Annotated in this window: 17 protein-coding genes; 2 read left to right on the forward strand and 15 right to left on the reverse strand. The window is 60.5% G+C overall.

Annotation, left to right across the window (positions count from 1 at the left end; all coding sequences use genetic code 11):
• The first annotated feature begins 28 nt into the window (after positions 1-28).
• Positions 29-370, forward strand: coding sequence for a DUF6538 domain-containing protein (locus DVDV_RS23885; RefSeq protein ID WP_368482910.1), 342 nt, complete (start codon positions 29-31; stop codon positions 368-370).
• Between the two features lie 112 nt (positions 371-482).
• Here the strand turns inward: DVDV_RS23885 and DVDV_RS06745 are convergent, their stop codons facing one another.
• The 12 genes from DVDV_RS06745 to DVDV_RS06800 all read right to left on the reverse strand — a co-directional run bounded on the left by DVDV_RS06745 (position 483) and on the right by DVDV_RS06800 (position 14,580).
• Positions 483-2,594 (reverse strand): response regulator, encoded by a 2,112-nt coding sequence (locus DVDV_RS06745; protein ID WP_254845291.1) that lies wholly within the window; start codon positions 2,592-2,594, stop codon positions 483-485.
• A complete protein-coding gene (locus DVDV_RS06750) occupies positions 2,587-2,943 on the reverse strand; it encodes a circadian clock KaiB family protein (RefSeq protein ID WP_075353936.1) in 357 nt (118 codons plus the stop codon). The genes DVDV_RS06745 and DVDV_RS06750 overlap by 8 nt, the downstream gene beginning before the upstream one ends.
• Complete coding sequence (locus DVDV_RS06755; protein WP_075353937.1) at positions 2,936-3,298, reverse strand: circadian clock KaiB family protein; 363 nt, start codon at positions 3,296-3,298, stop codon at positions 2,936-2,938. Before DVDV_RS06755 ends, DVDV_RS06750 begins: the two co-directional genes overlap by 8 nt.
• Before the next feature lie 18 nt (positions 3,299-3,316).
• Positions 3,317-5,023, reverse strand: a complete 1,707-nt coding sequence (gene kaiC / locus DVDV_RS06760; RefSeq protein WP_075353938.1) for a circadian clock protein KaiC — start codon at positions 5,021-5,023, stop codon at positions 3,317-3,319.
• Positions 5,024-5,542: 519 nt separating this feature from the next.
• Positions 5,543-6,811, reverse strand: a complete 1,269-nt coding sequence (locus DVDV_RS06765) for a phenylacetate--CoA ligase family protein (protein WP_075353939.1) — start codon at positions 6,809-6,811, stop codon at positions 5,543-5,545.
• Positions 6,812-6,990: 179 nt separating this feature from the next.
• Complete coding sequence (locus DVDV_RS06770; RefSeq protein ID WP_075353940.1) at positions 6,991-7,809, reverse strand: ABC transporter ATP-binding protein; 819 nt, start codon at positions 7,807-7,809, stop codon at positions 6,991-6,993.
• Entirely contained in the window at positions 7,794-8,969 is a 1,176-nt protein-coding gene (locus DVDV_RS06775; protein ID WP_075353941.1) for an ABC transporter substrate-binding protein, read from the reverse strand. The genes DVDV_RS06770 and DVDV_RS06775 overlap by 16 nt, the downstream gene beginning before the upstream one ends.
• Positions 8,970-9,083: 114 nt before the next feature.
• The gene (locus tag DVDV_RS06780; RefSeq protein WP_075353942.1) at positions 9,084-10,130 is read right to left on the reverse strand and encodes a branched-chain amino acid ABC transporter permease; all 1,047 of its coding nucleotides are present in this window, start codon (positions 10,128-10,130) and stop codon (positions 9,084-9,086) included.
• Between the two features lie 3 nt (positions 10,131-10,133).
• Positions 10,134-11,021, reverse strand: coding sequence for a branched-chain amino acid ABC transporter permease (locus tag DVDV_RS06785; protein WP_075353943.1), 888 nt, complete (start codon positions 11,019-11,021; stop codon positions 10,134-10,136).
• A 58-nt stretch (positions 11,022-11,079) separates the two neighbouring features.
• Positions 11,080-12,999, reverse strand: coding sequence for an AMP-binding protein (locus DVDV_RS06790; RefSeq protein ID WP_075353944.1), 1,920 nt, complete (start codon positions 12,997-12,999; stop codon positions 11,080-11,082).
• Between the two features lie 139 nt (positions 13,000-13,138).
• The gene (locus tag DVDV_RS06795) at positions 13,139-13,921 is read right to left on the reverse strand and encodes an ABC transporter ATP-binding protein (protein ID WP_075353945.1); all 783 of its coding nucleotides are present in this window, start codon (positions 13,919-13,921) and stop codon (positions 13,139-13,141) included.
• Positions 13,921-14,580 carry a CBS domain-containing protein gene (locus DVDV_RS06800; RefSeq protein WP_075353946.1) on the reverse strand — a complete coding sequence of 220 codons (660 nt, stop codon included), beginning with the start codon at positions 14,578-14,580 and terminating at the stop codon, positions 13,921-13,923. Before DVDV_RS06800 ends, DVDV_RS06795 begins: the two co-directional genes overlap by 1 nt.
• A gap of 397 nt (positions 14,581-14,977) precedes the next feature.
• On the opposite strand from DVDV_RS06800, the gene DVDV_RS06805 reads away from it, so the two are divergent.
• Complete coding sequence (locus DVDV_RS06805) at positions 14,978-15,190, forward strand: hypothetical protein (RefSeq protein ID WP_075353947.1); 213 nt, start codon at positions 14,978-14,980, stop codon at positions 15,188-15,190.
• 644 nt (positions 15,191-15,834) lie between these two features.
• Here DVDV_RS06805 and DVDV_RS06810 read toward each other — a convergent pair.
• The 3 genes from DVDV_RS06810 to DVDV_RS06820 form a co-directional block, all read right to left on the reverse strand.
• Complete coding sequence (locus DVDV_RS06810; RefSeq protein ID WP_075353948.1) at positions 15,835-18,309, reverse strand: S8 family serine peptidase; 2,475 nt, start codon at positions 18,307-18,309, stop codon at positions 15,835-15,837.
• 299 nt (positions 18,310-18,608) lie between these two features.
• A complete protein-coding gene (locus tag DVDV_RS06815; RefSeq protein WP_075353949.1) occupies positions 18,609-19,358 on the reverse strand; it encodes a hypothetical protein in 750 nt (249 codons plus the stop codon).
• Between the two features lie 105 nt (positions 19,359-19,463).
• Positions 19,464-21,464, reverse strand: a complete 2,001-nt coding sequence (locus DVDV_RS06820) for a CHASE2 domain-containing protein (RefSeq protein ID WP_075353950.1) — start codon at positions 21,462-21,464, stop codon at positions 19,464-19,466.
• Between the last annotated feature and the right edge of the window lie 3 nt (positions 21,465-21,467).

Here is a 21,467-nt window from a genome sequence, read left to right on the forward strand (position 1 = left end):
ATGCCGCATATCGGCGTGGGCCGCAGCCATGCCACAAGCCAGCACATCACTCCAGAGCCGAAGGGAAGCACTCTCACCCCCACGGCCAACTTCACGAGCCTTCCTCACGGAATCCCTGCCGGAAGGGCGATCCATCCGGCGTTCCTCGCCGACCGACCCTTGCCTCGAAGGAAATCTTTACCCTTTTCGATATGCTTTTCCAACGGCGTATCGTGATCTGCTGGGCCATGCTGAAATCCGCATCAGCTTGCAGACTGGATATGTCCGGGAGGCTCGGCATAGAGCTTCTGGCTTATATGCCATGTTGCTAAAGCTCATTGGGGGTGGAGTGTTGGACTATCAAGAACTTCGGGCGCAGCTTGCACAATGACGGCAATGTCGCCCGCCATGGTTGCCGGCGACAAGAGCATCGCGGGTTTTCGCAGCAAAGCGATTGAAGCTGCCCTGAATAACCCCAGCATTCTCTTTCGGCTTTGCGTCGTTTACCGAAATTTCGTGGACATCACCCGCACAATAACATCCTTGAGAGCCTGTATTTCAATTGGCTTGGAAACATAATCGTTCATTCCTGCCACCAGAAAATGTTCCCGATCGCCTGACATGGCATGGGCAGTCATGGCTACGATCGGGATGTTGGCTTTTGCCTTTAGCTCTAAAGAATTCCGAATCGACTTGGTAGCAATTATGCCGTCCATAACGGGCATCTGTATGTCCATAAAAACCAAGTCATAATTGTTGGCTTCAATCATTTTTAAAGCTACGCTACCATTATTTGCAGTCTCTACGTCATGGCCTAATTTCTGCAATAACATTTTTGCAACCATTCGGTTCAAATCTTCGTCTTCAACAACCAAAATTTTAAACGCACCAAGATCATCTGGCAAGCTGTCCGGGAAAGATTCGGCGATTGCTTTCTTGTCCAATATTTCTTTTTGAAAGCTCATAACCACGAAAAACGTTGTCCCAACACCAAACTCACTTGAGACACAAAGGCTCCCTCCCATCAGGCCAACCAACCTGCTGACTATAGCAAGCCCGAGTCCTGCGCCTTGTCTTGAACGAGCATACGAACCGTCAACTTGAGTAAATGGTTTGAACATTTCATCCAGCCACTCATCTTTTATGCCGACTCCTGTGTCTGTTACGGAAAATAGAACTCGACATTGTTGATCGTTCTGGTTCGAAACCATAGACGCATCAACAACGACACTACCTTTCTCTGTAAACTTAATTCCATTCCCAACAAGATTAAAAAGAACTTGCCGCAATCGAGCTTCATCCCCAACCAATCCCTGGGGTATGCGGTTGTCGCACAAAAAAACTAATTCAATGTTTTTATTCTTACAAACGATCTCAAAAGATTCCCGAACAGATTCTACCAGCTCGTTGACGCCAAACACGTCCTCTCGGACATCAATTTTATTTGATTCGACGCGCGCCAAATCGAGAATATCTGACAACAAACCAGATAACCGACCAGAAGACCTTATAGCTTCAAGGATATACTTCTTTTGTTCAAGATCTTGGGCAGTCAACTGGAGAATCTGAAGAATCCCAAGGATACCATTGAGAGGCGTACGTATCTCATGGCTCATATTTGCCAAAAATTCGCTCTTTGCCCGACTTGCCCGGTCAGCCGCGTCTTTAGCCCGCAGCAAATCATCCTCCATCTGTTTTCTGGCTGTAATATCGGTCAAGTTCAAAACCCACCCAAGGTGCTCTGCTGTCTCAGTTTGCATAGGACGTCCGCTTAACAGCAGGTATGACTCACACTTTGATTCATGCTTTAAGCATACTTCGAGAGATCGTATGACATGTTTATCCATCATGCAGATTAAGCTGAAGCGAGGCCAGCCTGAATCATTCTTTTCCGGGAGTTGATGAGCGTTTGTTGAGGATCGACTAATGACCTCCAATGGGAAAACGTCCTCGAAGTTGCTCCCAATGGGATTCTCCTGGCCGCAAAGTCGTCGAGCCTGCGAACTGGCGCGAATGATGGCTCCCTCGGGGTCGCATACCACAATCGCCTCAGCAGCCTGCTCTAAAATAATGCTGGCTAGCTGCCCTGAAGAAAGTATCTTCTCGATCCTTTTCTGCTCGCGCAGATCCGTAAGCAGTATGGCGACAATGGGATTATCGTCCAGTTGCAAGAGACTCAAAGAAACGAGCACCGGTAATTCACTGCCATTGGCTGCCTTCAGTTTGACCTCACCCTTGGACTTATCAAGTATGACTTGTTGCAGGAGAGATCGAAACAGTTCCCGGTCGGGGGGCGAAATGAAGGCCAGGAGAGACTTTCCAAGGATCTGTTCAGCCCCAAGATCTAAAAGGGTAAAAAAATTCGAATTGGCAAAAAGAATTTGGCCGTCCAAATCTACAGTCACCGCAGACTCGCTCATTTGCTCAAACATCACCCGGTAGACGTGGTCTGCTCCGCTCAGTGTGAAGACTTGGTCTCCCTGAACTCCAGACGAGATAACAGCGTCAATTTCTCCGTTCCTGATAGCCCGCAGAGTGTCCTCGGCCTCCTCGAGACGAATTCGCAGCTCCTCATTTTCCTGGGCTAACACTTCCAGTGGCTTGGTCCTATTCATGTCCACAAGCGATGCGCTCCTTTGGCTGGACATCAAGTCCTTTAAGGATACGGCCTTCGTCGGACAAGCTGCCGATAAACTTGCGCAGTGGGAGTGGAAGTTCCTTGATCAGAGTTGGAGCGGCGATAACTTGCTGTGCGCTGGCCAGCTCCGGGTGTTGGTAGATATCGAGAATCTCGATTTCGTAACGCCCTTGCAGGTGTTCCTCACAGAGTTTCTTGATAGAGGTGATCGCCTCCCTCGACCTCGGTGTCATACCTGCCACATAGAGGCGTAGAACATACTTTTGCTGGGCACGATCCTGGAGCGCCTTTTCAAAATCAGCAGCTCTATTTTTTGGTTTATCCACGGCGTACTCCGGAGTCTTGCATCATTTTACCGGAACTCGCCTGGATATTGAGGCCGACCAGGACACGTTCGGTGTCGACCAGGGTGCCGATGATCTTTTTGATCGGTTGCGGCAGCTTACGAATCAGTGTTGGGATGGCGACGATTTGGTATTCCCTGGCGAGATGCGGATTTTCCAGAAGATCGACAACCTCAATCTCGCATCGGCCCTGTAAGTACTCTTCGCAAATCTTTTTCAAGTTGGCGAAGGCCTCCAATGATTTGGGCGTCTGCCCGGCTACGTAAAGACGCAGACTCCAGAATGTACCGACCATCGCACCACTCTGCTCCGGAGATATCTCTTCATTTTCCATCATGTCGTCCTCTTCAGTGGTTCAGTCGGCCTTGCGGATCCGCGCCATGTCATCCCGGCCCTTGGCCAGCGCGTCGTCCTGCGCCATGGCCTCGACCTTAAACATCTCCACCTCTTCATCCAGGCAAATGACCTCCTGCTTAAGCGAAGCCATCTGTGCCTCAAGCATAGCCCGTCTCGTTTCCAGGCCGCGCGTCCTGCCTTTGAGTTCCTGACTGCGCCGCATCGATTCCGCCTGCGCGCGCACTTCCTGGGCTACTCTGGCCGAGCCCATAAGCACCCCCTCAGGGCCAAGGTAAGCGTCAGTCAATTCCAATCCTTGGCTGGAGAGGACAAATTCTCGGACTTGGTTTGAGTGGTCTGTGCCCCGAGCCTTGAGAACAAACAACGCCCGGTTGCGCTCTCCATTCGTCTCAATGTTTCGCAGCAAAATCCACGTGTCCATGAGGGAAGAAATGGCGGCTTCGGTATACTCGCCAGCGGTCTTCCCTGAAGTAAGGTCAGTGAATAAAGTAGTAATGCCTCGTCCCTTAAGGTAGTCCACAAACCTCGTCAGGACAGACTTGACCTCTTCCTCGTTCCCGACTGAAGACAAGTTCGAGATTGGGTCGATGATGACAGCACTAGGATTAAACTCCTTGACCATGTTATACATCGTCAAAAGGTGCATTTCCATGCCGAAGGTGGTTGGCCTTGAGGCGTGGAACTTGAGCAAGCCGGCATCGACCCATTGCCCCAGATTAATGCCGATGGAGCTCATATTGCGTAGAATCTGGCTGACCGCTTCCTCGAATGCGAAATAGAGGCACTTTCCGCCCGTAGCGCAGATTGACTGGGCAAAGGCGGAAGCCAAACTCGATTTGCCCGTTCCGGCTGTACCTGTGATCAGGACGCTGGAACCTTTGTAATATCCACTGCCGCCGAGCATTGTGTCCAGGCGCTCGACCCCCGACGGGACTCGCTCCATTAATGTGGCATAGTCCAGATTAATGGAGGTGATGGGCATAACCGAAAAACCGGTCGCACCAATGAGGAAGGGGTACTCGTTGGTGCCGTGGCGGGATCCACGATATTTGACGATCCGCAGCCTGCGTGTGGCGATGTCGCTTTTAACCCTGACATTCAGATCGATCACGCAGTCGGATACATACTCCTCAAGTCCGTGCCGGGTGAGGTTCCTGTCGCCCCGTTCCCCCGTGATCATCGCCGTCAGCCCTTTGTCCTTGAGCCACCGAAAGAGCCGCCGCAACTCCGAGCGCAGGATCAGTTCGTTGGGCAAGGCTGCGAACAGCGATTCCACCGTGTCCAGGACGATCCGCTTGGCACCGATGGCGTCTACAGCACTGGCGAGGCGAATAAAAAGTCCCTCCAAGTCGTACTCGCCCGTTTCTTCAATATCACTCCGTTCGACCTGGACATACTCGACCAGAAGTTTGCCATTGGTTTCTAAATCTTGGAGGTTCCAGCCCAACGAAATGACGTTCTGAGCCAGTTCTTCTGGTCTCTCCTCGAAGGAAACGAAGACGCCGGGTTCGTCGAATTCCGTCGCGCCGCGAACCAAAAACTCCATGCCAAAAAGTGTCTTGCCGCAGCCCGGCCCACCGCAGACCAGGGAGGGACGCCCCTTGGGCAGCCCCCCAGCAGTAATCTCGTCAAACCCTTGTATCCCGGTTGGACATTTCGCAAGGACATCTTGGCGTATGTTAACCAACGATCTATCTGAAACCATTATGGAAACTCCTCTGCTCGGATTCGGCGAAACCCTATTAATAACTATTACACGAATACCCCTCCCTGACCAGTAGTTGCGGATGCTCTGGAAAAGATTGTAGCCAAAGTGGCTTTGACGCGGCCTGCGCAGCCTGCAAGATCAACAATCTTTTCCCGAACTGACCGCTCAGCTTTCTAAACGAAAAAGCGACAGGCCGACGTCCAGCAGATGGCGTCGGTCCTGTCGCTTTTCTTGGCTTGAACACTTCTGAAGCGGTTAATCCTCCCCTTTTCAGGCAGTCTGCAAAGGAGGGGCATGCTGCTGCGAATCAGGAATGGATGATCGCTTCGACAACGCCCGTGGAGACGCGGCAATGGAAGATAAAGATACGTAAAATGGCTTCCGGTAGCTGATCCGCAAGCGCTACGGTGTGGAGCACCATGCCGAAAAGCAAAAACTTGCACCGGGGCAGATGGTCGCCCTGCGAACCGAAAAATCCAGCCGGCCCTGGGCTGATGCGCCCGCTGGCCTGGGAGACTACTCGAATCGGCGTTCGTCCAGGAGTTTGGGCGAGCCTGAGACTATGTTTTCGCCAGAGGGCAGCACCGTCACCTGCGGGCGCAGCTTGAGCCTTTCCTGGAAACGGGCTGCGAAAGCCGCCGTGTCCAGGGGTTCGCGGCAGCACAGCCGGACCTCGATGGTGTCCTTGCCACCGGGATTCTGGATCACGATCTGCCAGTCGACAATGGCCGGGAAGGCGGCGACGACTTCGGCGGCCTGGGCCGGATAAATGAACTGTCCTTTGACCTTGGCCGTATCGTCGGCCCGGCCGAGGATGCCGGCCAGACGCGGGGAGGTGCGGCCGCAGGGGCAGGGCGTGTCGTCAAGCCTGGAGAGATCGCCCGTGGCCAGGCGGATGAGCGGATAGGCGTCGGCAAAGGGTGTGAAGACCACTTCGCCCACCTCTCCTGGCGGCAGGGGGCGGCCGGTGCCCGGTTCGCAGATTTCCACAATACCCCGGGAACTGACGTGCATGCCGGTGAGGGCGGCGCATTCGTAGGCGATGCAGCCGACATCGGCCGTGCCGTAGCCTTGGCGGATGGTCATGGCGAAGGCGTTCTGCACTTTCTGGCGCAGGCTCTCGGGCAGGCGCTCGGCCGCCACAAAGGCCGTGCGCAGCCGGAAATCCCGATGCAGGTCGAGGCCCCGCTCCCGGGCCTTGTCGGCGATGACGGCGAGGTAGCTGGCCATGCCGACGAAGCCGGTGACAGGCAGCCGGGTCATGAGGTCGATCTGGACGTCGGTGTTGCCCGGTCCGGCCGGGATGACGGTACAACCGAGTTCCAGCAGCGGTTCCTCCAGCATGAGACCGGCCGGGGTCAGGTGATAGCTGAACGTCATCTGGACCAGATCGCCCCGGGCAAAGCCGGCGGCATAAAAGGCCTCGGCCCAGCCCCAATAGTCCGGCCCCGGTCCTTCGGGATCATAGAGCGGTCCCGGCGACTGGTAGATGCGCCGCAGTCCGGCAACGCCGCCGGTGAGCAGGCGGGCCAGTCCGGCCCCGCCGTCCTGCAAGGCCAGCAACTGTTTCTTGCCCAGAGGCGGGATGCGGGCGAAGTCGTCCCAGGAGGCGACGTCGTCCGGCGTCAGGCCGGCCCCGTCCAGACGGGCCTTGAATTCCTCGCTGCGCTTGTAGGCGTGGCTGATCAGCCGGCGCAACCGGTCGAACTTGCGGGCTGCCGCGGCCTCGCGGTCCATGCTCTCCAGCGGGTTGTAGAAACCGGACTCGGGCTTTGCTGCGTCCATGATATGCCCCTTTCTCTCTGGTTGGGCCGTCCTGCCGGCAGCCGACCAACTCTTCGCCTGCGGCAGGTATCCCTTGATCCCTTTCCCCCTTGCGGGGGTCCGGGGGCCTCAGGCCCCCGGCGGAGAGGTCCAGGAGAGGCAGCGCCTCTCCTGGCCGCCGGAGGCATCATTCCTCTCGGCTACCCCAGCCAGCGTTTGCGGCGGCGGTAGTGTTTGACGTCCCGGTAGCGGCGTTTTTCGCCGCCGTGGGACAGGCCCAGATAGAATTCCTGGACGTCGGGATTGTTTAAAAGCTCCTCGGACGTGCCATCCAGGACGATGCGGCCGTTTTCCATGATAAAGCCGACATCGGCGATGCCAAGGGCCGCCCGGGCGTTTTGCTCGACCAAAAGGATGGTCACGCCCTCGTCGCGGTTGACCCGGCGGATGATGTCAAAGATTTCCTCGACCAAAAGTGGGGCCAGGCCCAGGGAGGGCTCGTCGAGGAGCAGCAGGCGCGGCTTGGCGATGAGCGCCCGGCCGATGGCCAGCATCTGCTGCTCGCCGCCGGACATGTAGCCGGCCAGTTGCAGGCGACGTTCCTTGAGGCGCGGGAAGTAGGCGTAGACGCGCTCCACGCTGGCCCGAAACTCCCTGGCCGGGCGGGTGACGCCGCCGCAGCGCAGGTTGTCCTCCACGGTCATGTCCTCGAACACCCGCCGGCCTTCCATGACCTGGAACACGCCCAGGCGCACGATGCGTTCCGGGGCGAGCCGGCTTATGGGCGCGCCGTCGTAGATGATGCGCCCGTCGGTGATGGCCCCGTCCTCGCCGGCCAGAAGCCCGGAGATGGCTTTGAGGGTGGTGGACTTCCCGGCCCCATTGGCCCCGAGCAGGGCCGTGATCCGACCCTGCACGGCGCGAAGCGACAGCCCTTTGAGGGTGAGCGCCACGTCGTTGTAAACGACTTCGAGGTTTTCAACGGCGAGCAGATCCACGGCGTCTATTTCCCCAGCCATTCGGGCTTGCGTTCCAGGGTTTCCGTGACCACTTCGACCATCTTGCCGCCGTCGACCTTGTAGATGATGACCGACATATTGGGCCGGTGGTCGTTTTGGAAGTAGCTGATGGGCGGGGTCAGGCCCATGGGATTGTAATCGCGCAGTGTCTCCAAGGCGTCCTTGATGGCCGGTCCGGTAAGCGGTCCTTTGGCGGCGGCGATCTTAAGGCCCTCGGCCATGACCAGCATGGAGGCAAAGCCCCGGATGTAATGGGTCATTTTCGGCGCGCCGTTCGTCAGTTTTTCGATGACGGCCATGCCGGGCACCTTCTGGCCGTAGACCACGGCGGTCTGGAGCGAATAGGTGCCGTTGGCGGCGTCGCCGGCGAGCTTGAACAGGCTTTCGTCCACGCCCCAGATGTTGCAGAAAAACGTGGTTTTAAAGCCCAGTTTTTGGGCGTCCTTCATGATGACGGCGGCCGAGGGCGTGGTGCCGCCGATCCAGACGTAGTCCGGGGCCAGCTTTTGCAGGCGCAGCATCTGGGCCATGGCATCCATGGCCCCCAGAGCCACGGTCTCATCGCCCACGATTTCAAAGCCCAGTTCCTTGGCATAGTCCTTGGCCGCTGGAATGGGCACCAATCCGTAGGGGTGGTCGGGATAGACAAAGGCCACCTTGGGGGCGCGGGCTTCTTTCCAGTTGGCTTTGAAATATTTGAGTGCCCCACGGATCTGGGTGGAATAGTCGGCAGCCACGAAGAAGTTGTACGGGGCCTTGGCCGGATCGGTCAGGTGGGCGGAATAGGAAGCCGACAGGGTGGGAATTTCATCTTTGCCCACGAACTTGGTCAGGGCTTCGGTGTCCTGGGTGCCCCAGCCCTGCAGGGCCACGATCTTGTCCTGGGAGGTGAACCGCTTGTAGGCGGACAGGGCCTGCTGGGCGTTGTAGGCGTAGTCCACCTCGATGAGCTTGATGGGTTTGCCGGCGATGCCGCCGTTTTCATTTAAGTATTTGGCCGCGTCCTTGATGCCTTCGGAGTAGGGCACGCCCACGGCCGAGGTCGGGCCGGACAGGTCGGAGAGCAGGCCGATGTTGACGGACTCCTCGGCCAGGGCCGGGCCGGCCAGGGTGAGTGTCCAGGCCAGGGCCAGGGTCAGCAGTGTTGCCAGTCGTTTCATTTTTCCCCCCACGGTTGCGTGTTGCGTCCCGGCTTCGCCCGCCGGGATGTCCGGAAATCCCTGGCCTGACGGCTTGCGCCGCCCCCTGAAAGTCCGCCGCATTGTGGCGCAGGGCTAATGGGCAAAGGGATAGAGCTTCCAATAGGATTTGACGAGCCGCCAGCGGTTGGCCAGCCCTTCGGGTTCAAAGATCAGGAACAGGACCAGGACGAGGCCAAAGACGCCTTCCTTCATGGCCAGGAGCGCGCCGCTTAAATCCGTGAAGGCCGCGCCGGCATGTTGGGCGATGAAATTGAGCAGTTCCGGCAGGATGGTGATGAACACAGCGCCGAAGACGCCACCTATGACGCTGCCCAGGCCCCCGATGATGATCATGGCCAGATAGCTGACCGAAAGCCCGATGCCGAACTGCTCCGGGGTGATGTACATGGTGTAGCTGCCCCAGAGCGCCCCGCCGACGCCGGCCAGAAAGGAGCTTAAGCCAAAGGCCCGCAGCTTGTAGGCGAAAAGGTCCACGCCGACGATCTCGGCCGAGAGGTGGTAGTCGCGGATGGCCACAAAGGCCCGGCCAAGGCGGGTACGCATGACGTTTCGCACACTGAGCACGCACAAGACGGCCACAGCCAGGGTCAGGTAGAACATCTTGAGGTCGGAATCGAAGGCGAAACCGAAAATGGACGGCGGATCCAAGGCCATGCCGCCGGAGCCGCCGGTGACGGCGTCCCAGTGGAGAAAGACGTATTCGAGGATGAGCTGGGCAGCCAGGGTGGCGATGGCCAGATAGATGCCCTTAAGGCGCAGCGAGGGCAGGCCGAAGACCATGCCGGTCAGCGCCGTGATGGCCCCGGCCCCGGGCAGAACCAGCAGGAAGGGCAGGCCCAGGTTGGCCAGATAGGCTGCGCTGTAGGCCCCGACCCCGAAAAAGGCCCCGTGGCCAAGGGAGATCTGGCCGCAGGAACCGGTGAGCAGGTTTAAGGATACCGCGCCGATGACGGAAATATTGATCAGGCACAGGATGGAGACGAGGTACTTGTTCATGGCCCAGGGAGCCAGGCACAGGGCCGCGAAAAAAAGGAGCATGGAAATTTTCAGGAACCGGCCGGGGAAAAGCTGGGCCTCGCCGGCATAGGTTCGGAAAAACAGTCCACATTGTCCGTGCATGGGCTACACCCGCTCGATTTCCCGGGCGCCGAAGAGCCCGTAAGGTTTGATCATGAGGATGACGACGAGGAAGAGAAACGCGGCCACGTCCTTGAAGCCGCCAAGGCCGAGGAATTCCTTGGCCGCACCGTCGCAGACGTTTTCCAGGACACCGATGATAAGGCCGCCAAGGGCCGCGCCTAGCAGGCTGTCCAGGCCGCCGAGAATCACGGCCGGGAAGACCTTGAGGCCCAGATGCCCGAGTTGGGCGTTTATACCGTTGATGTTGCCGAGGATGACCCCGCCGATGGAGGAGACCATGGCGGCGATGCACCAGGACAGGGCGAAGATGTTTTTAATCCCGATGCCCATGCTGGCGGCGGCCTGCTGGTCAAAGGCCGTGGCCCGCATGGCGATGCCCAGGCGCGAGTATTTGAAAAAGGCCGAGAAGATGAGGAAGAGGATGATGGAGAGGGCAAAGGCAGCCAGATAGACCGGGGCCACGGGCAGCCCGGCGATCATGACCGGCTCCTGGGGCAGCACCGGCGGAAAGACCTGGATCTGCGTGCCCCAGAACAGTTGGACCAGGGATTTGAGCACCGAGGACAGGCCGATGGTGACCATGATGACGCTTATGATGGGTTCGCCGATCATGGGCCGCAGGATGAGCCGTTCGATGGCGATGCCGAGGATAAACGAGAAGCCAAGGGTCAGGAAGAAGGCCGCCAGAAAGGGCAGCTTGGCCTGGACGGTGAGCGAAAAACAGATGTAGGCCCCGACCATGACCAGTTCGCCCTGGGCGAAGTTGACCACCTTGGTGGCCTTGTAGATGATGACAAAACCCAGAGCCACGAGGCTGTAGATGCTGCCGATGACCAGGCCCGAAACAAGCAGTTGCAGATAATAGTCCACGCTCTCTCCTCATGCCCTGGCCGCATGCGACGGCCAAATCCTTTGCAACAACGGCGAATCAGCCGGGACCGGCCGTCTCGGCCACGTTTTCCAGACGCAGTTCGCCGCACATCTCCCGGACGCTGGCGTCCTGGTAGGTGATCTCGGCCCGCAGATTGAGGCTGCAGGCGTCGGAGTAGAGCGCCTCGATGAGTCCGGCATAGCGCTCGCCGACCACCTTGCGGCGCACCTTGCGGGTGCGGGTCAGTTCGCCGTCGTCGGCGTCGAGTTCCTTGAAAAGCAGGGCGAAGCGGCGCACTCGCATCTGGGGAGCCAGCCCGGCGTTTATGCCGGCGATCTCGCCCTGCACCAGCCCGTAGACCTCGGCCTTGGCGGCCAGATCCTGGTAGGTGGTATAGGTGAGTCCCTTGGACTCGGCCCAGCGGCCGACGATCTCGGCGTCGATGCACACGATGGCGGCCAGATGGTCGCGGGTATGGCCGAGGACCACGGCCTCTTTGACGTAGGGCGAAAACTTGAGCTTGTTTTCCATGAACTGGGGCGAGAACTTGAAGCCGTCGGCCAGGGTCATGACGTCTTTGACCCGGTCGATGACCACCAGCCGGCCGGCGTCGTCGAAATAGCCGGCATCGCCCGAGCGCAGCCGGCCGTCGTCGGTGAGCGTTTCGGCCGTGGCCTCGGGGTTTTTGTAATAGCCGAGAAACACTGACGGACTCCGGGACAGAATCTCGCCGTCGGCGGCAATGGTCAGCTCGGTGTCCGGGATGGGCTGGCCCACCGAAGTGAAATCCACGGCCCTGTCGCGGTGGATGCATGAGATGCCGGCGATTTCGGTCTGGCCGTAGATCTGCTTGAGATTGACGCCCATGGCGTGAAAAAAGCGGAAGGCGTCGGGACCAAGGGCCGCGCCGCCGGTGCTGGCCGAGCGGACGTTGGAAAAGCCGAGCCGGTCTTTGAGCGCCCGGAACAGGCAGGCCCAGGCGAGAAAATAGGCCAGACGCAGAGGCAGGCCCGGCTTGCGGCCGGCAAAGCGGGCATCGGCGTAGCGGATGCCGACGGGCAGGAGCGTTTCATAGAGCAAGCGTTTGAGCGGCGTGGTCTCCATGATCTTGACCCGGACCCGGGCGGCCAGATTCTCCCAGACGCGCGGGGGCGAGAAGATGACGTGGGGACCGATCTCCCGGATGTTTTCCTGCACCGTGTCCGGGTCTTCGGGGAAATTGACGGTGAAGCCGAAAAGGAGCGCCGAGGCGGCAGCCATCATCTGCTCGCCCATCCAGGCCAGCGGCAGAAAGGAGACGAACTCGTCGGTGTCGCGCTTGGCATCCACCAGCCCCAGGTTGTGGGCCATGGCCAGGAGGTTTTTATGCGAGAGCAGGGCCAGCTTGGGCCGGCCGGTGGTGCCGGAGGTGGTGGCAATGAGGCAGGGATCCTCCGGGGACAGCACCTGGGTCCAGGCTTCAAATCCCCCGGCCAGTTCGCGGCCAAGGTCGCGCACGGCCTCAAAGCTGACCAGTCCGGGTTCGTCCAGGCCGGCCAGGCCCTTGGCATCGTGGTAGACGATATGGGCCAGATGCGGCAGTTCGGGGCGAAGGCCCAGGATCTTGTCCACCTGCTCCTGGTCTTCAGCGACGACCAGCCTTGCTTCGGACAGCTTGAAGATGTGGGCGATCTCCTCGGCCGGGGCGTCCTGGTACAGGCCCAGGGCAATGCCGCCAAGGGCCTGGATGGCCAACTCGGCAAAAAGCCACTCGGGCCGGTTGTCGCCAATGAGGATGACGATGTCGCCCCGGCCCAGGCCGTACTTTTTGAGGCCGCCGGCGAATTCGGCCGCAGCGGCGAGGTAGTCGCTCCAGGAAAAGCGCTGCCACACGCCCCATTGCTTTTCGCGCAGGGCGGTCTTTGGGCCATGGGCGCGGGCGCGCCGCAGCAGCAGGCCGGGCAGGGTGTCGTCGTAGATTTTTCGGGCGTCGCCCATCGTCACATCCGCGTATCGGTTATCGGTTGCCGGACGCCTCGTGTCGCGTCCCTTAAAAAATACGATAGTTTTTTAAGAAAATGCATTGTTTTAGTATGTTGCCGACGAAACATGCTGTGCTCTGTTCGAGGACGCGACACTAGCGTCCCAGAAACACCGCGTCTTCGCCGCCGAGGTAGGCGGCCACCACGGCCGGGTCGGCCATGACCGCTTCGGGCGGGCCTTCGGCCAGCACCCGGCCGAAATCCAGGACCACCACCTTGCTGGAGATGTCCATGACCACGCCCATGTCGTGCTCGACGAGCAGCACGGTCATGCCCCATTCCTCATTGATGTCGAGGATATAGCGGGCCATGTCCTCGGTTTCCTCAAGGTTCATGCCGGCCATGGGTTCATCGAGCAAAATCAGGTCGGATTCGGCAGCCATGGCCCGGCCGAGTTCCACCCGTTTTTGCACGCCGTAGGGCAGTTTGCCGGCCGGATGGTGGCGGTAGGGCGAAAGGCGCAGGAAATCGATGACATCCTCCACCCGGCGGCGGTGGGCGTCCTCGGCCCGACGGGCCGGCCCGAAGTAGAGGATGGAGGCCAGCAGACCGTAGTCCATGCGGGCGTGACGGCCGACCATGAGGTTATCGAGCACCGAGAGGCCCTTAAACAGCGCGATATTTTGGAAGGTGCGCGACAGGCCAAGGCTGGTGCGGGCGTGGGCCGGCACGGCCAGCAGGTCGCGTCCGCCCAGGCTGATGCTTCCGGAGTCCGGGGTGTAGCGGCCGCTTATGCAGTTGAGCATGCTGGTCTTGCCGGCCCCGTTGGGGCCAATGAGCGAGACGATGCCGCCTTTGTCCACGGTGAAGCTCACACCGGTCAGGGCCGCGATGCCCCGGAAGGTCAGGGTGACGTTGTCGATTTCCAGAAAGGCCATCAGCTCGCCCACTCCTCTTCAAAATCGGCGGCAGACACGAGCTTGTACCCCTTGCGCTCGATGGCCCCGGCCACCAGACACGGGTCGTCGACCGCCAGCCGGATGACCACCATGCGCCGGTCGTTGTGGTAAAAGGTGCCGGTGGCGATGATGCTGACGCCCAATTCGTTGATGATGCCGGAGACTTCATGGAGGACGCCGGTGCGGTCTTCCACCTCGAAGACAATGCGCGAACCGCCCTGCTTGAGGCCCATTTCCTCGACCAGTACATCAAGCATGACCGAGCGGTTGATGTAGCCGACGAGCTTTTGCTGGTCCCCAACAACAGCCAGTCCGGCCAGATTCTTCTGGTGCATGATTTCGGCAGCCTGCTCGATCTCCATTTCCGGATGCACGGCAATGATGTCCTTGCGCATGATCTTTTGCACGGTAAGCTTTGACAGGAGATAGAGGGCCTCGTGCTTTTCCAGGGTGGTCATGATGGAGGGCAGGGCCAGGGCGATGTCCTCCTTGCGCACGTAGCCGAGCAGCTTGCTGTTGTCGTCCACCACAAGGAGCATCCAGAAATCGCTGCCAGTAAGCAGTTTATCCGCATCAAGAACCGGCGTTTGCGGTGTGACTTTCTTGAAGTCCTTGAGCATTTTGAGACCGACGTACATGGTGCGCCCTCCGTGAAAGAATGCGATGCATGGTCGCAGATCGCTGCTGTGCAATGATCGCAGGAAACTACGGGCTGTAAGGGTGCTGTTGCTGCGATAGTCCCGAATAAAGTTTCATCGTTAACATCTTTTTGACAGTTACAAACACTAATTTTTTTGTGTGTATCGGTCAAGGATGCGGCGTGTCGTTGCCGTATATACGATTACTATGTGCATGAATGCTGGGTCGTGCCAGGTGTGCGGCCGGGACGAGAGGTTGGGACTGGGGGTAGCCACGGAAATTTGGACAGGCGGTTGACGCTTTTGACGGTCGTTGGCCTATGGATGTATACTGGGAGGACAAAACGGAGCAGAATGCGGCATGACCGATAACCGTTATGTTAAGGAGGAATGTGTAATGAACGCATCAACCAAGAAAAAGATTTCTAAAGCATCAACAATACTTCAAGAGGTTGCTGACTATTTAGAAGACAAGTCAGCCGAAGAATTTGAATTGTATGGCCAACGCCTCTTTGATTTGGCTGACGAAATTGAAACGCTTTTAAATGAAATTGAGGACAACGAGGCTAATGCTGAAGATGAAGATGACCCGCAAGAAGATGATGTCTAATCTTTTACGCGTATTGTCCTGAAGAGTTTGTCTTGCAGCAAACAAACGAATTGCCGATGCACAGATGATTTACAAGCTTTAAAGGCCCGAGGCGAAGTTGCCAGAGGTCTCCATCCTGGTGAATCCGCGCTTTTCAGTGGAGCTTGAAAGGCAGGAGTATGGTCCCTCAGAAAAATATGCCGCAACGGTACCAGTTGAAGGGCTGACGCGCCAATAATCTCATCGGTGTGACCGATCCTGCAAAATTCGGTGCCTGCACCTGTGGGAAAAATTGAGCCAGTCAAAAAATAGCAGTCCCAGTAAGGTCTATTGACGGCATTTACCCTGGGTAACAGGTGGGCAAATTCCCTTGAGGACGTTACGCAACTTCCAGGGCTTACAGCAAAACAGCTGTAAGCCCTTTTTTGTTCCCAACGCTATTCCCAACATTCATCATCATAATTGTGCGTAAAGCGCTTTCCTCTGGTGGCCTGCGGTGAGGGGCCCTCGGGCGGTCTTTTCGGTAAGGCTTCATGACTGACCAAAGCGCGCACTGCCGTCTGTGGACGGTGCTGCCGCTGGGCCTGCTCTGGGTTCCCTGGAAAGGTTCGTGATCGGGGACTCATCAACCCGTCCCAGTGGCTATCGAGCAGGCACCACATCGTCTACCGGCCCGAGCCTGCCTCGTCGCCTAAGGGAGCGGCCACTGTTCCTGCCGTCGCGGCAGTCTGGGCCGCCGAGACAGCGCCGCCAGGGATAGGCATGAGCGTAACCCGCTTGACGTCCAGAGTCCCGCCGGTCCCGGTGTACATGGCCACGCCGGCCTGACCGGCGCCGAGCGATGTATCCGTGGTTGCCAAGACCTGCGTTCCGTTGATGGAGAAGGTGAGGCTCGATCCCACGGCCTTGATGGCCAGGGTGTTCCAGTCGTTGGCTATGATGGCGTCGCTTGCGGTCCAGTTTTGCAGCATGGTCAGATACCAGTCGCGCAGGACGAATACGGCGAATGAGCCGCTGTTGGTGTAGCCAAAGACATAGCCGTAAAACCAGCTGCTATTCCCGGCGGTATTGAGGGGCTGGGGCGTGCCGCGCACAATCAGCGCATTGGTGCTGTTTGCCGCGTTGCTGCGCCGCAGGGTCGCCGAGCAAGTGAAATCACCGTAGATCCCGCCATTGGACGAGAGGCTGTACCAGGTCGCGGTCTGGGAGCCGTCAGCCGTAACGCTGGCCATGCCGTCCGCAACGCTCCAACTGCCCTGCTGCTGGGTCCAGTTGTCCAGTGTCCCGGCGAAGTTCTCGTTTATACCATGGGTGTTGGCTGGTACAGCGGCAGGAATGTCCAGCGGCAGGAAGTTTGTTCCGGAAAGGCCGTAGCCCGTCGAGAGGCTGGTGGTCTGGTTGGCGGCCACGACGACGGTCCGGCTGACCGGCGTGGTCCAACCGGCCACGGGCTTGAAGTCCACGGAATGGGATCCGGCCGTCAGTCCTCCGGCAACGTTCTGGCTGGCCCGCCAGGTGCCACCGTCCACCCGCCAGACCCCCGCCCCGCCGGTCGGCGCGGGGGTGGCGATGGTAACCTGCAAATAGCCCGTGGATGGGACCGGGGTGGTGGCTGCCACGGCCGCCTGGAGGTCGATGCGCGGCTTTGACAGGTTGGACTTCGGGTCCAGGACGGTGGTCCCGGTGGTCGAAAGTTTGGAAAAAACCTGATCCGGGGTGAGCCAGCTGCCGGTTCGGGCCTTGGCTGCGGCCTGGAGCACGGCCCCGGCCCCGGCGGCATAGGGGCAGGCGGCGGAGGTGCCGCCGAAGTTGGGGTTCCAGGTGTTGGACCCGATACCAAGGGTGAAGGCCATGTTGGCCGAGGCCAGCAGACCGACCAGGGGCGAGGCGTTGGAATAGGAGGGGACCTTGTCGACCTGGGTGACGTCGGTGGCGTAGTAGCCGGTGTCGCAGGAACTGGAGGCGGTCTTTTCCACGCAAGAGTCCGCGCTCACGCAGGGCAGATACGTCCCCACGGCCGCGTCATAGACCGAGCCCACGGCAATGACTGAGGATATGCAAGCCGGGCTTGGCAGGGCATTGCAATAGCCGCTGTTGCCGGCAGAATTAAACAACGTGATGCCAGCCGCCTTGGCCGCCGCCGCCGCGTTGGCGATGGCCGTCTTGGCGCTGTCGCACACGCCGTCGTATTTGCCGCCGCTAAAGCTCGTGCTGATGATCTTGATGGGCGCGCTGGCATTGTCGTTCTGGTGGGTCACGCACCAGTCCCAGGCTGCCACGTAGGCGTCCTCGTTGCAGTATTTGCCTGTGGCGTCGTAGGTGATCTTGAGCGCATAGAGCTTGGCCCCGGGGGCCACGCCGCCAACGTAGTCGACGCTGTTGCCGACGTCCCCGGCGGCGATGCCGGCGCAGGCCGTGCCGTGACCGTTGCCGTCCATGGGGTCGGCCTTTTGTTCCCCCACGTCGTAGCCGCCGATGACCTTGGCGTTGGGAAAGGCCGCGCCGCCGAGATAGGGATTGAGGTAATTGATGCCCGTGTCGCACACGGCGATGGAAAGGCCGGTACCGTCGTACTGGGAGCGCGGGAGGGTGGCGCCAATGAGGGGCAAGCCCTGGCGCATGTCGGCTTGCATGACGCCGACAGGCTCCACTGCGTCCACCTCGGGATTGGCCAGGATGACGGCCAGTTGCTCGGGCGTGACGGCCACGGACAGGTAGAAGAGGTTGTCATAGCGGTAGCGGATCACGCTTTCAGGCAGGTCGGGCATGGCCGCCAGGGCCTTGTCGCGGCTTTCCCGCACCACATCCCTCCGGGCGAGTTTCTGGGCCTCGTCGGCAAGGGGAGCCGAGGCGGCGAGGCGCTTGCCCGAGGCGAAGCCAACGAAGAACCGGCCCACCCCGTCACCTCGGGCAAAGGCCGCCAGAGCCTGTTCCTGGTCCGTAATTTTGGCACTGGCCGTGACGGAACGAGCGGTGTTCGCCCAGTCCGCCGCAGCGGCGCGCACTGACGTGGCCCAGGCGAGGCCGGTGGTCAGGGCCAGCCAGACCGCCGCAAGGAGGGCAAGGCGTTGCCGGGCGAGGCGGGACGGACGCCACAGGGGAGGGACGGACTCGCGGGAAGGTCGGTGCGACGAGGGCATCGAAAGCCTCCTGGAGAGGTCAAGAGGGCGTGCGGGAGTCTTGATATTTCCCGGCAGCTTTCCCCACATTATCGCGTCAAGTCAAGAAGCGCCCGCCTCAGTGACCAGGACCGACTCCCGGCCCTCCCTGGGGAGAACGGTTGGCGGGCGGGTTGTGACGCATCGCTGGCCGGCTTGCCCCGGATGGGCCGTCTTGCGGCTTTTTTCAGGGGTGTGCCGTTGCCCGCAATTGCCGGGGAGGAGAGCCTGGGGGGCGGCGGGGGCGACGACAGTCGTCGCGTTGGGGATGACCGTTTGGATCAGGCCACGGCCAGCATACCCCCGGGTGGCGGCGCGGTTGTGCCGGGCCAGGAGAGCACGGGGGTGAGGCCGAAGTCCCGGATCGTGCCGGAATCGGCGTAGAGCGTATGGAGGGCGGCCATATCCAAGACCGAAAAATTGGCCTTGTAGGTGTCGGTCTCGTTGTACGACATGACCGTGAAGTCGGTGTTGTCGAGCAGGTGCGGCAGCGTTTGGGTATAGGCCGTGTCGTCAAGCCCCAGGGTGTGCCCGGCCTCGTGGAGAATCGTTTCATAGCCAAGGCTTCCGGGCACGGGATTGGCCATCACGTCGCCGAATTCGACGTTGTCGAAGTAGACGTAGTCCTTGATGTCCAGGCTGGCGATGGAGCCGTCGGCCTTGTAGCTGAGGGAATAGTCGAAAAAGGTCAGGGCCATTGTGGCAGAATCGGGGATGTCTGCGTTGCCAAAAACGATGTCCGCGCCAAGCGTGTCGGCGGTTTCGAGGAACGTCAGGCCGGTCAGGGACTGCGACGTGCCGTAGATGAGCCGCACGGCTGACTGTTGCGTGGCATTGAGGGGCGCAAAATTATCGAAGGTGACTTCGGCGTCGCCGGGCAAAAGCGGCGTCGTCAGGAAGGCATAGGTCACGGTGAGCGGCGTTGAGATGGTCTGGCTGGTCCACAGCGGCAGTCCGACATAGGTCACCGAGTCAGTCAGGACGTTGCCGGTTTCCTGGGCAAAGGCATCAGAGACGGTGCTGCTGGCCATGGCGTGCCTCGCTGCGCGTAGTGCTTTTTATTGGGCCATACCCTCAAATTTCGGTCCGGGCAAGGGGGTGTTGCCCGATTTGGCTGTGTCGGCGGGCCGCATCCCCTATTTTCCTTCCGGCGCAAAGACCCCGTCCCAGTCGGGCGGCGGCGGGGTCTTGATCCAGACCCGGCAGCGTTCGGCCATCACCCGGGAGGGGGGATCATTGCCCCTGGCTGCATCCGCGACCAGAAACCCCTCCAATGCCCGGCTAAATTCCTGTCGGCGGTAAAGCTCCCTGGCGCTGGCGTAGGCAGTGGCGAAATCCGGGAGGCGATCCCCGGCTCGGCCCAGGGGCTCATAGACGGTTACCGCTGCGGCCCGGCCCTTGACCCGTACCGTGTCCACGGCCCGGCAGGGAAAGCCCTCGCCGGCCGCGGTCCTGGCCGGTTCGCTCAGCAAGATGTCCGTGCCGTAGTATTTGTTAAGCGATTCCAAGCGTGAAGCCAGATTCACCGTGTCGCCGAGGATGGTGTAGTCAAAGCGCTCCCTGGAGCCGACGTTGCCGACCACGGCCGCGCCGGTGGCCAGACCCATGCGGGCGGCCAGATGCGGCAGCCCCCGGGCGGCAAAATCGCGCGACAGGGCGTTGACTGCCTCCCGCATGGCCAGGGCGGCACCCAGGGCCCGGGCGGCGTGGTCAGATGCCGGCAGGGGCGCGCCCCAGAAAGCCATGACCGCGTCGCCGATGAACTTGTCAAGGGTGCCGCCGCTGGCCAGGACTATGGCCGTGGCCGGGGTGAAGCAGGCGTTTAAGATGGCGATGAGTTCTTTGGGGGACAGTTTTTCGGAAAAAGTCGTAAAACCGGCCAGATCGGAGAAAAGGACCGTGACTTCCGCCTCTTCGCCACCCAGTTCCAGGCGTTCGGGGTGGGCCACGACGGCACGCACCACCTCGGGCGAGACGTAGCGGGCAAAGGCCCGGGTCAGAAATCGCCGCTGTTTTGATTCGACGACGGCCCGGTAGAGCGCTCCGGCCGCTCCCACACCCAAAAGGCCCAGGCTGTCCAACGCCGGCGGCAGCCAGACAAAGCGCCAGAGAAAAAGGGCGGCCGCAGCCCCGAAAAAGGTTAACGCCGCTCCGACAGCCACCCCTGCCGCCGCCAGCGGCCGCAGGCCGAAACACAGCGCCCCAACCAGCGGCAGAAGCAGCCCGGCCAGGGCCAGGCTGACGCCGCGCGGGACTTCATGGCCGGCCGAACCAGCCAGCAGCGTGCCCAAGATGGCGGCATGGATCTCCGGGCCGGCCATGGCCAAGCCCGTGGTGCGCGTTCGCGGCGTGGAGAAGCTGTCGGCCTGGCCCAAGGGCGCGCCTGAGGCGGCCATGGACCGGCCGACGAGAACGATGCGGTCCCGGATGCGCGCGGCCGGCAGCGGATGGTCCGGGTCGATGACCTGGGCATAGGAGACCGTGTCGATGGTGCGGGCCGGACCGGGGAAATCGATCAGCCCGGCCGAGTCCGGCGGCAGGGCGCGGCCGGTGAGGGTCCGGGCGGCCACGGCGGCCAGGGTGGGCAGACCGCCATATTCGGCGGCAAAGCGGCGCACCGTGCCGTCGGGGTCCGGGGTGAGGACGGCCAGCCCCACGCCGGCGGCATGGGCCGCAAAAAGGGGCAGGGGATCGATGCGGATGCGCCGGACAAAGGCCGCGTCGTCCACGGTTTCCACGGCCTGGGCCAGGATGGTGGGCGGACCGTGGGCCAGAGCCTGGGCCAGGGCGTCATCCTGCTCCGGGGTGCTTGGTTCGGCAAAGACGATGTCGCAGACCACAAGCCTGGCCCCGGCCTTGGCCAGAGCATTCAGGAGTCGGGCGTGCAGCGCCCTGGGCCAGGGCCAGGGCAGGCCGATTTCCTGAAAAGACGCCTCGTCCACGGCCACCACGAGCATGGCCGGCGGATTCGTCCAGGTGTCGCGATACGGCTGCAAGGCGTCCTGGGCCATGGTTTCCAGACCCCGACCCAGGGATGTGGCCCCGGCCAGGGCCATGAGGCACCAGAGGCCGGCCCCGGCGGCCAGACCAAGCAAGGCGCTGCGGCGTCGAGACTCTCGGGGCGCGTCCTGCTCCATGGC

Origin of the sequence: Desulfovibrio sp. DV, assembly GCF_001936595.1 — a bacterium.
Taxonomy (GTDB): domain Bacteria; phylum Desulfobacterota; class Desulfovibrionia; order Desulfovibrionales; family Desulfovibrionaceae; genus Solidesulfovibrio.

Excerpts from the sequence above, each read along its gene's own strand:
- DVDV_RS23885 (WP_368482910.1), top strand. The coding sequence starts at position 29 with ATGCCACAAGCCAGCACATCACTCCAGAGCCGAAGGGAAGCACTCTCA.
- DVDV_RS06745 (WP_254845291.1), bottom strand. The coding sequence starts at position 2,594 with ATGAATAGGACCAAGCCACTGGAAGTGTTAGCCCAGGAAAATGAGGAG.
- DVDV_RS06755 (WP_075353937.1), bottom strand. The coding sequence starts at position 3,298 with ATGATGGAAAATGAAGAGATATCTCCGGAGCAGAGTGGTGCGATGGTC.
- kaiC (WP_075353938.1), bottom strand. The coding sequence starts at position 5,023 with ATGGTTTCAGATAGATCGTTGGTTAACATACGCCAAGATGTCCTTGCG.
- DVDV_RS06765 (WP_075353939.1), bottom strand. The coding sequence starts at position 6,811 with ATGGACGCAGCAAAGCCCGAGTCCGGTTTCTACAACCCGCTGGAGAGC.
- DVDV_RS06770 (WP_075353940.1), bottom strand. The coding sequence starts at position 7,809 with ATGGCTGGGGAAATAGACGCCGTGGATCTGCTCGCCGTTGAAAACCTC.
- DVDV_RS06775 (WP_075353941.1), bottom strand. The coding sequence starts at position 8,969 with ATGAAACGACTGGCAACACTGCTGACCCTGGCCCTGGCCTGGACACTC.
- DVDV_RS06780 (WP_075353942.1), bottom strand. The coding sequence starts at position 10,130 with ATGCACGGACAATGTGGACTGTTTTTCCGAACCTATGCCGGCGAGGCC.
- DVDV_RS06790 (WP_075353944.1), bottom strand. The coding sequence starts at position 12,999 with ATGGGCGACGCCCGAAAAATCTACGACGACACCCTGCCCGGCCTGCTG.
- DVDV_RS06795 (WP_075353945.1), bottom strand. The coding sequence starts at position 13,921 with ATGGCCTTTCTGGAAATCGACAACGTCACCCTGACCTTCCGGGGCATC.
- DVDV_RS06800 (WP_075353946.1), bottom strand. The coding sequence starts at position 14,580 with ATGTACGTCGGTCTCAAAATGCTCAAGGACTTCAAGAAAGTCACACCG.
- DVDV_RS06805 (WP_075353947.1), top strand. The coding sequence starts at position 14,978 with ATGAACGCATCAACCAAGAAAAAGATTTCTAAAGCATCAACAATACTT.
- DVDV_RS06810 (WP_075353948.1), bottom strand. The coding sequence starts at position 18,309 with ATGCCCTCGTCGCACCGACCTTCCCGCGAGTCCGTCCCTCCCCTGTGG.
- DVDV_RS06815 (WP_075353949.1), bottom strand. The coding sequence starts at position 19,358 with ATGGCCAGCAGCACCGTCTCTGATGCCTTTGCCCAGGAAACCGGCAAC.
- DVDV_RS06820 (WP_075353950.1), bottom strand. The coding sequence starts at position 21,464 with ATGGAGCAGGACGCGCCCCGAGAGTCTCGACGCCGCAGCGCCTTGCTT.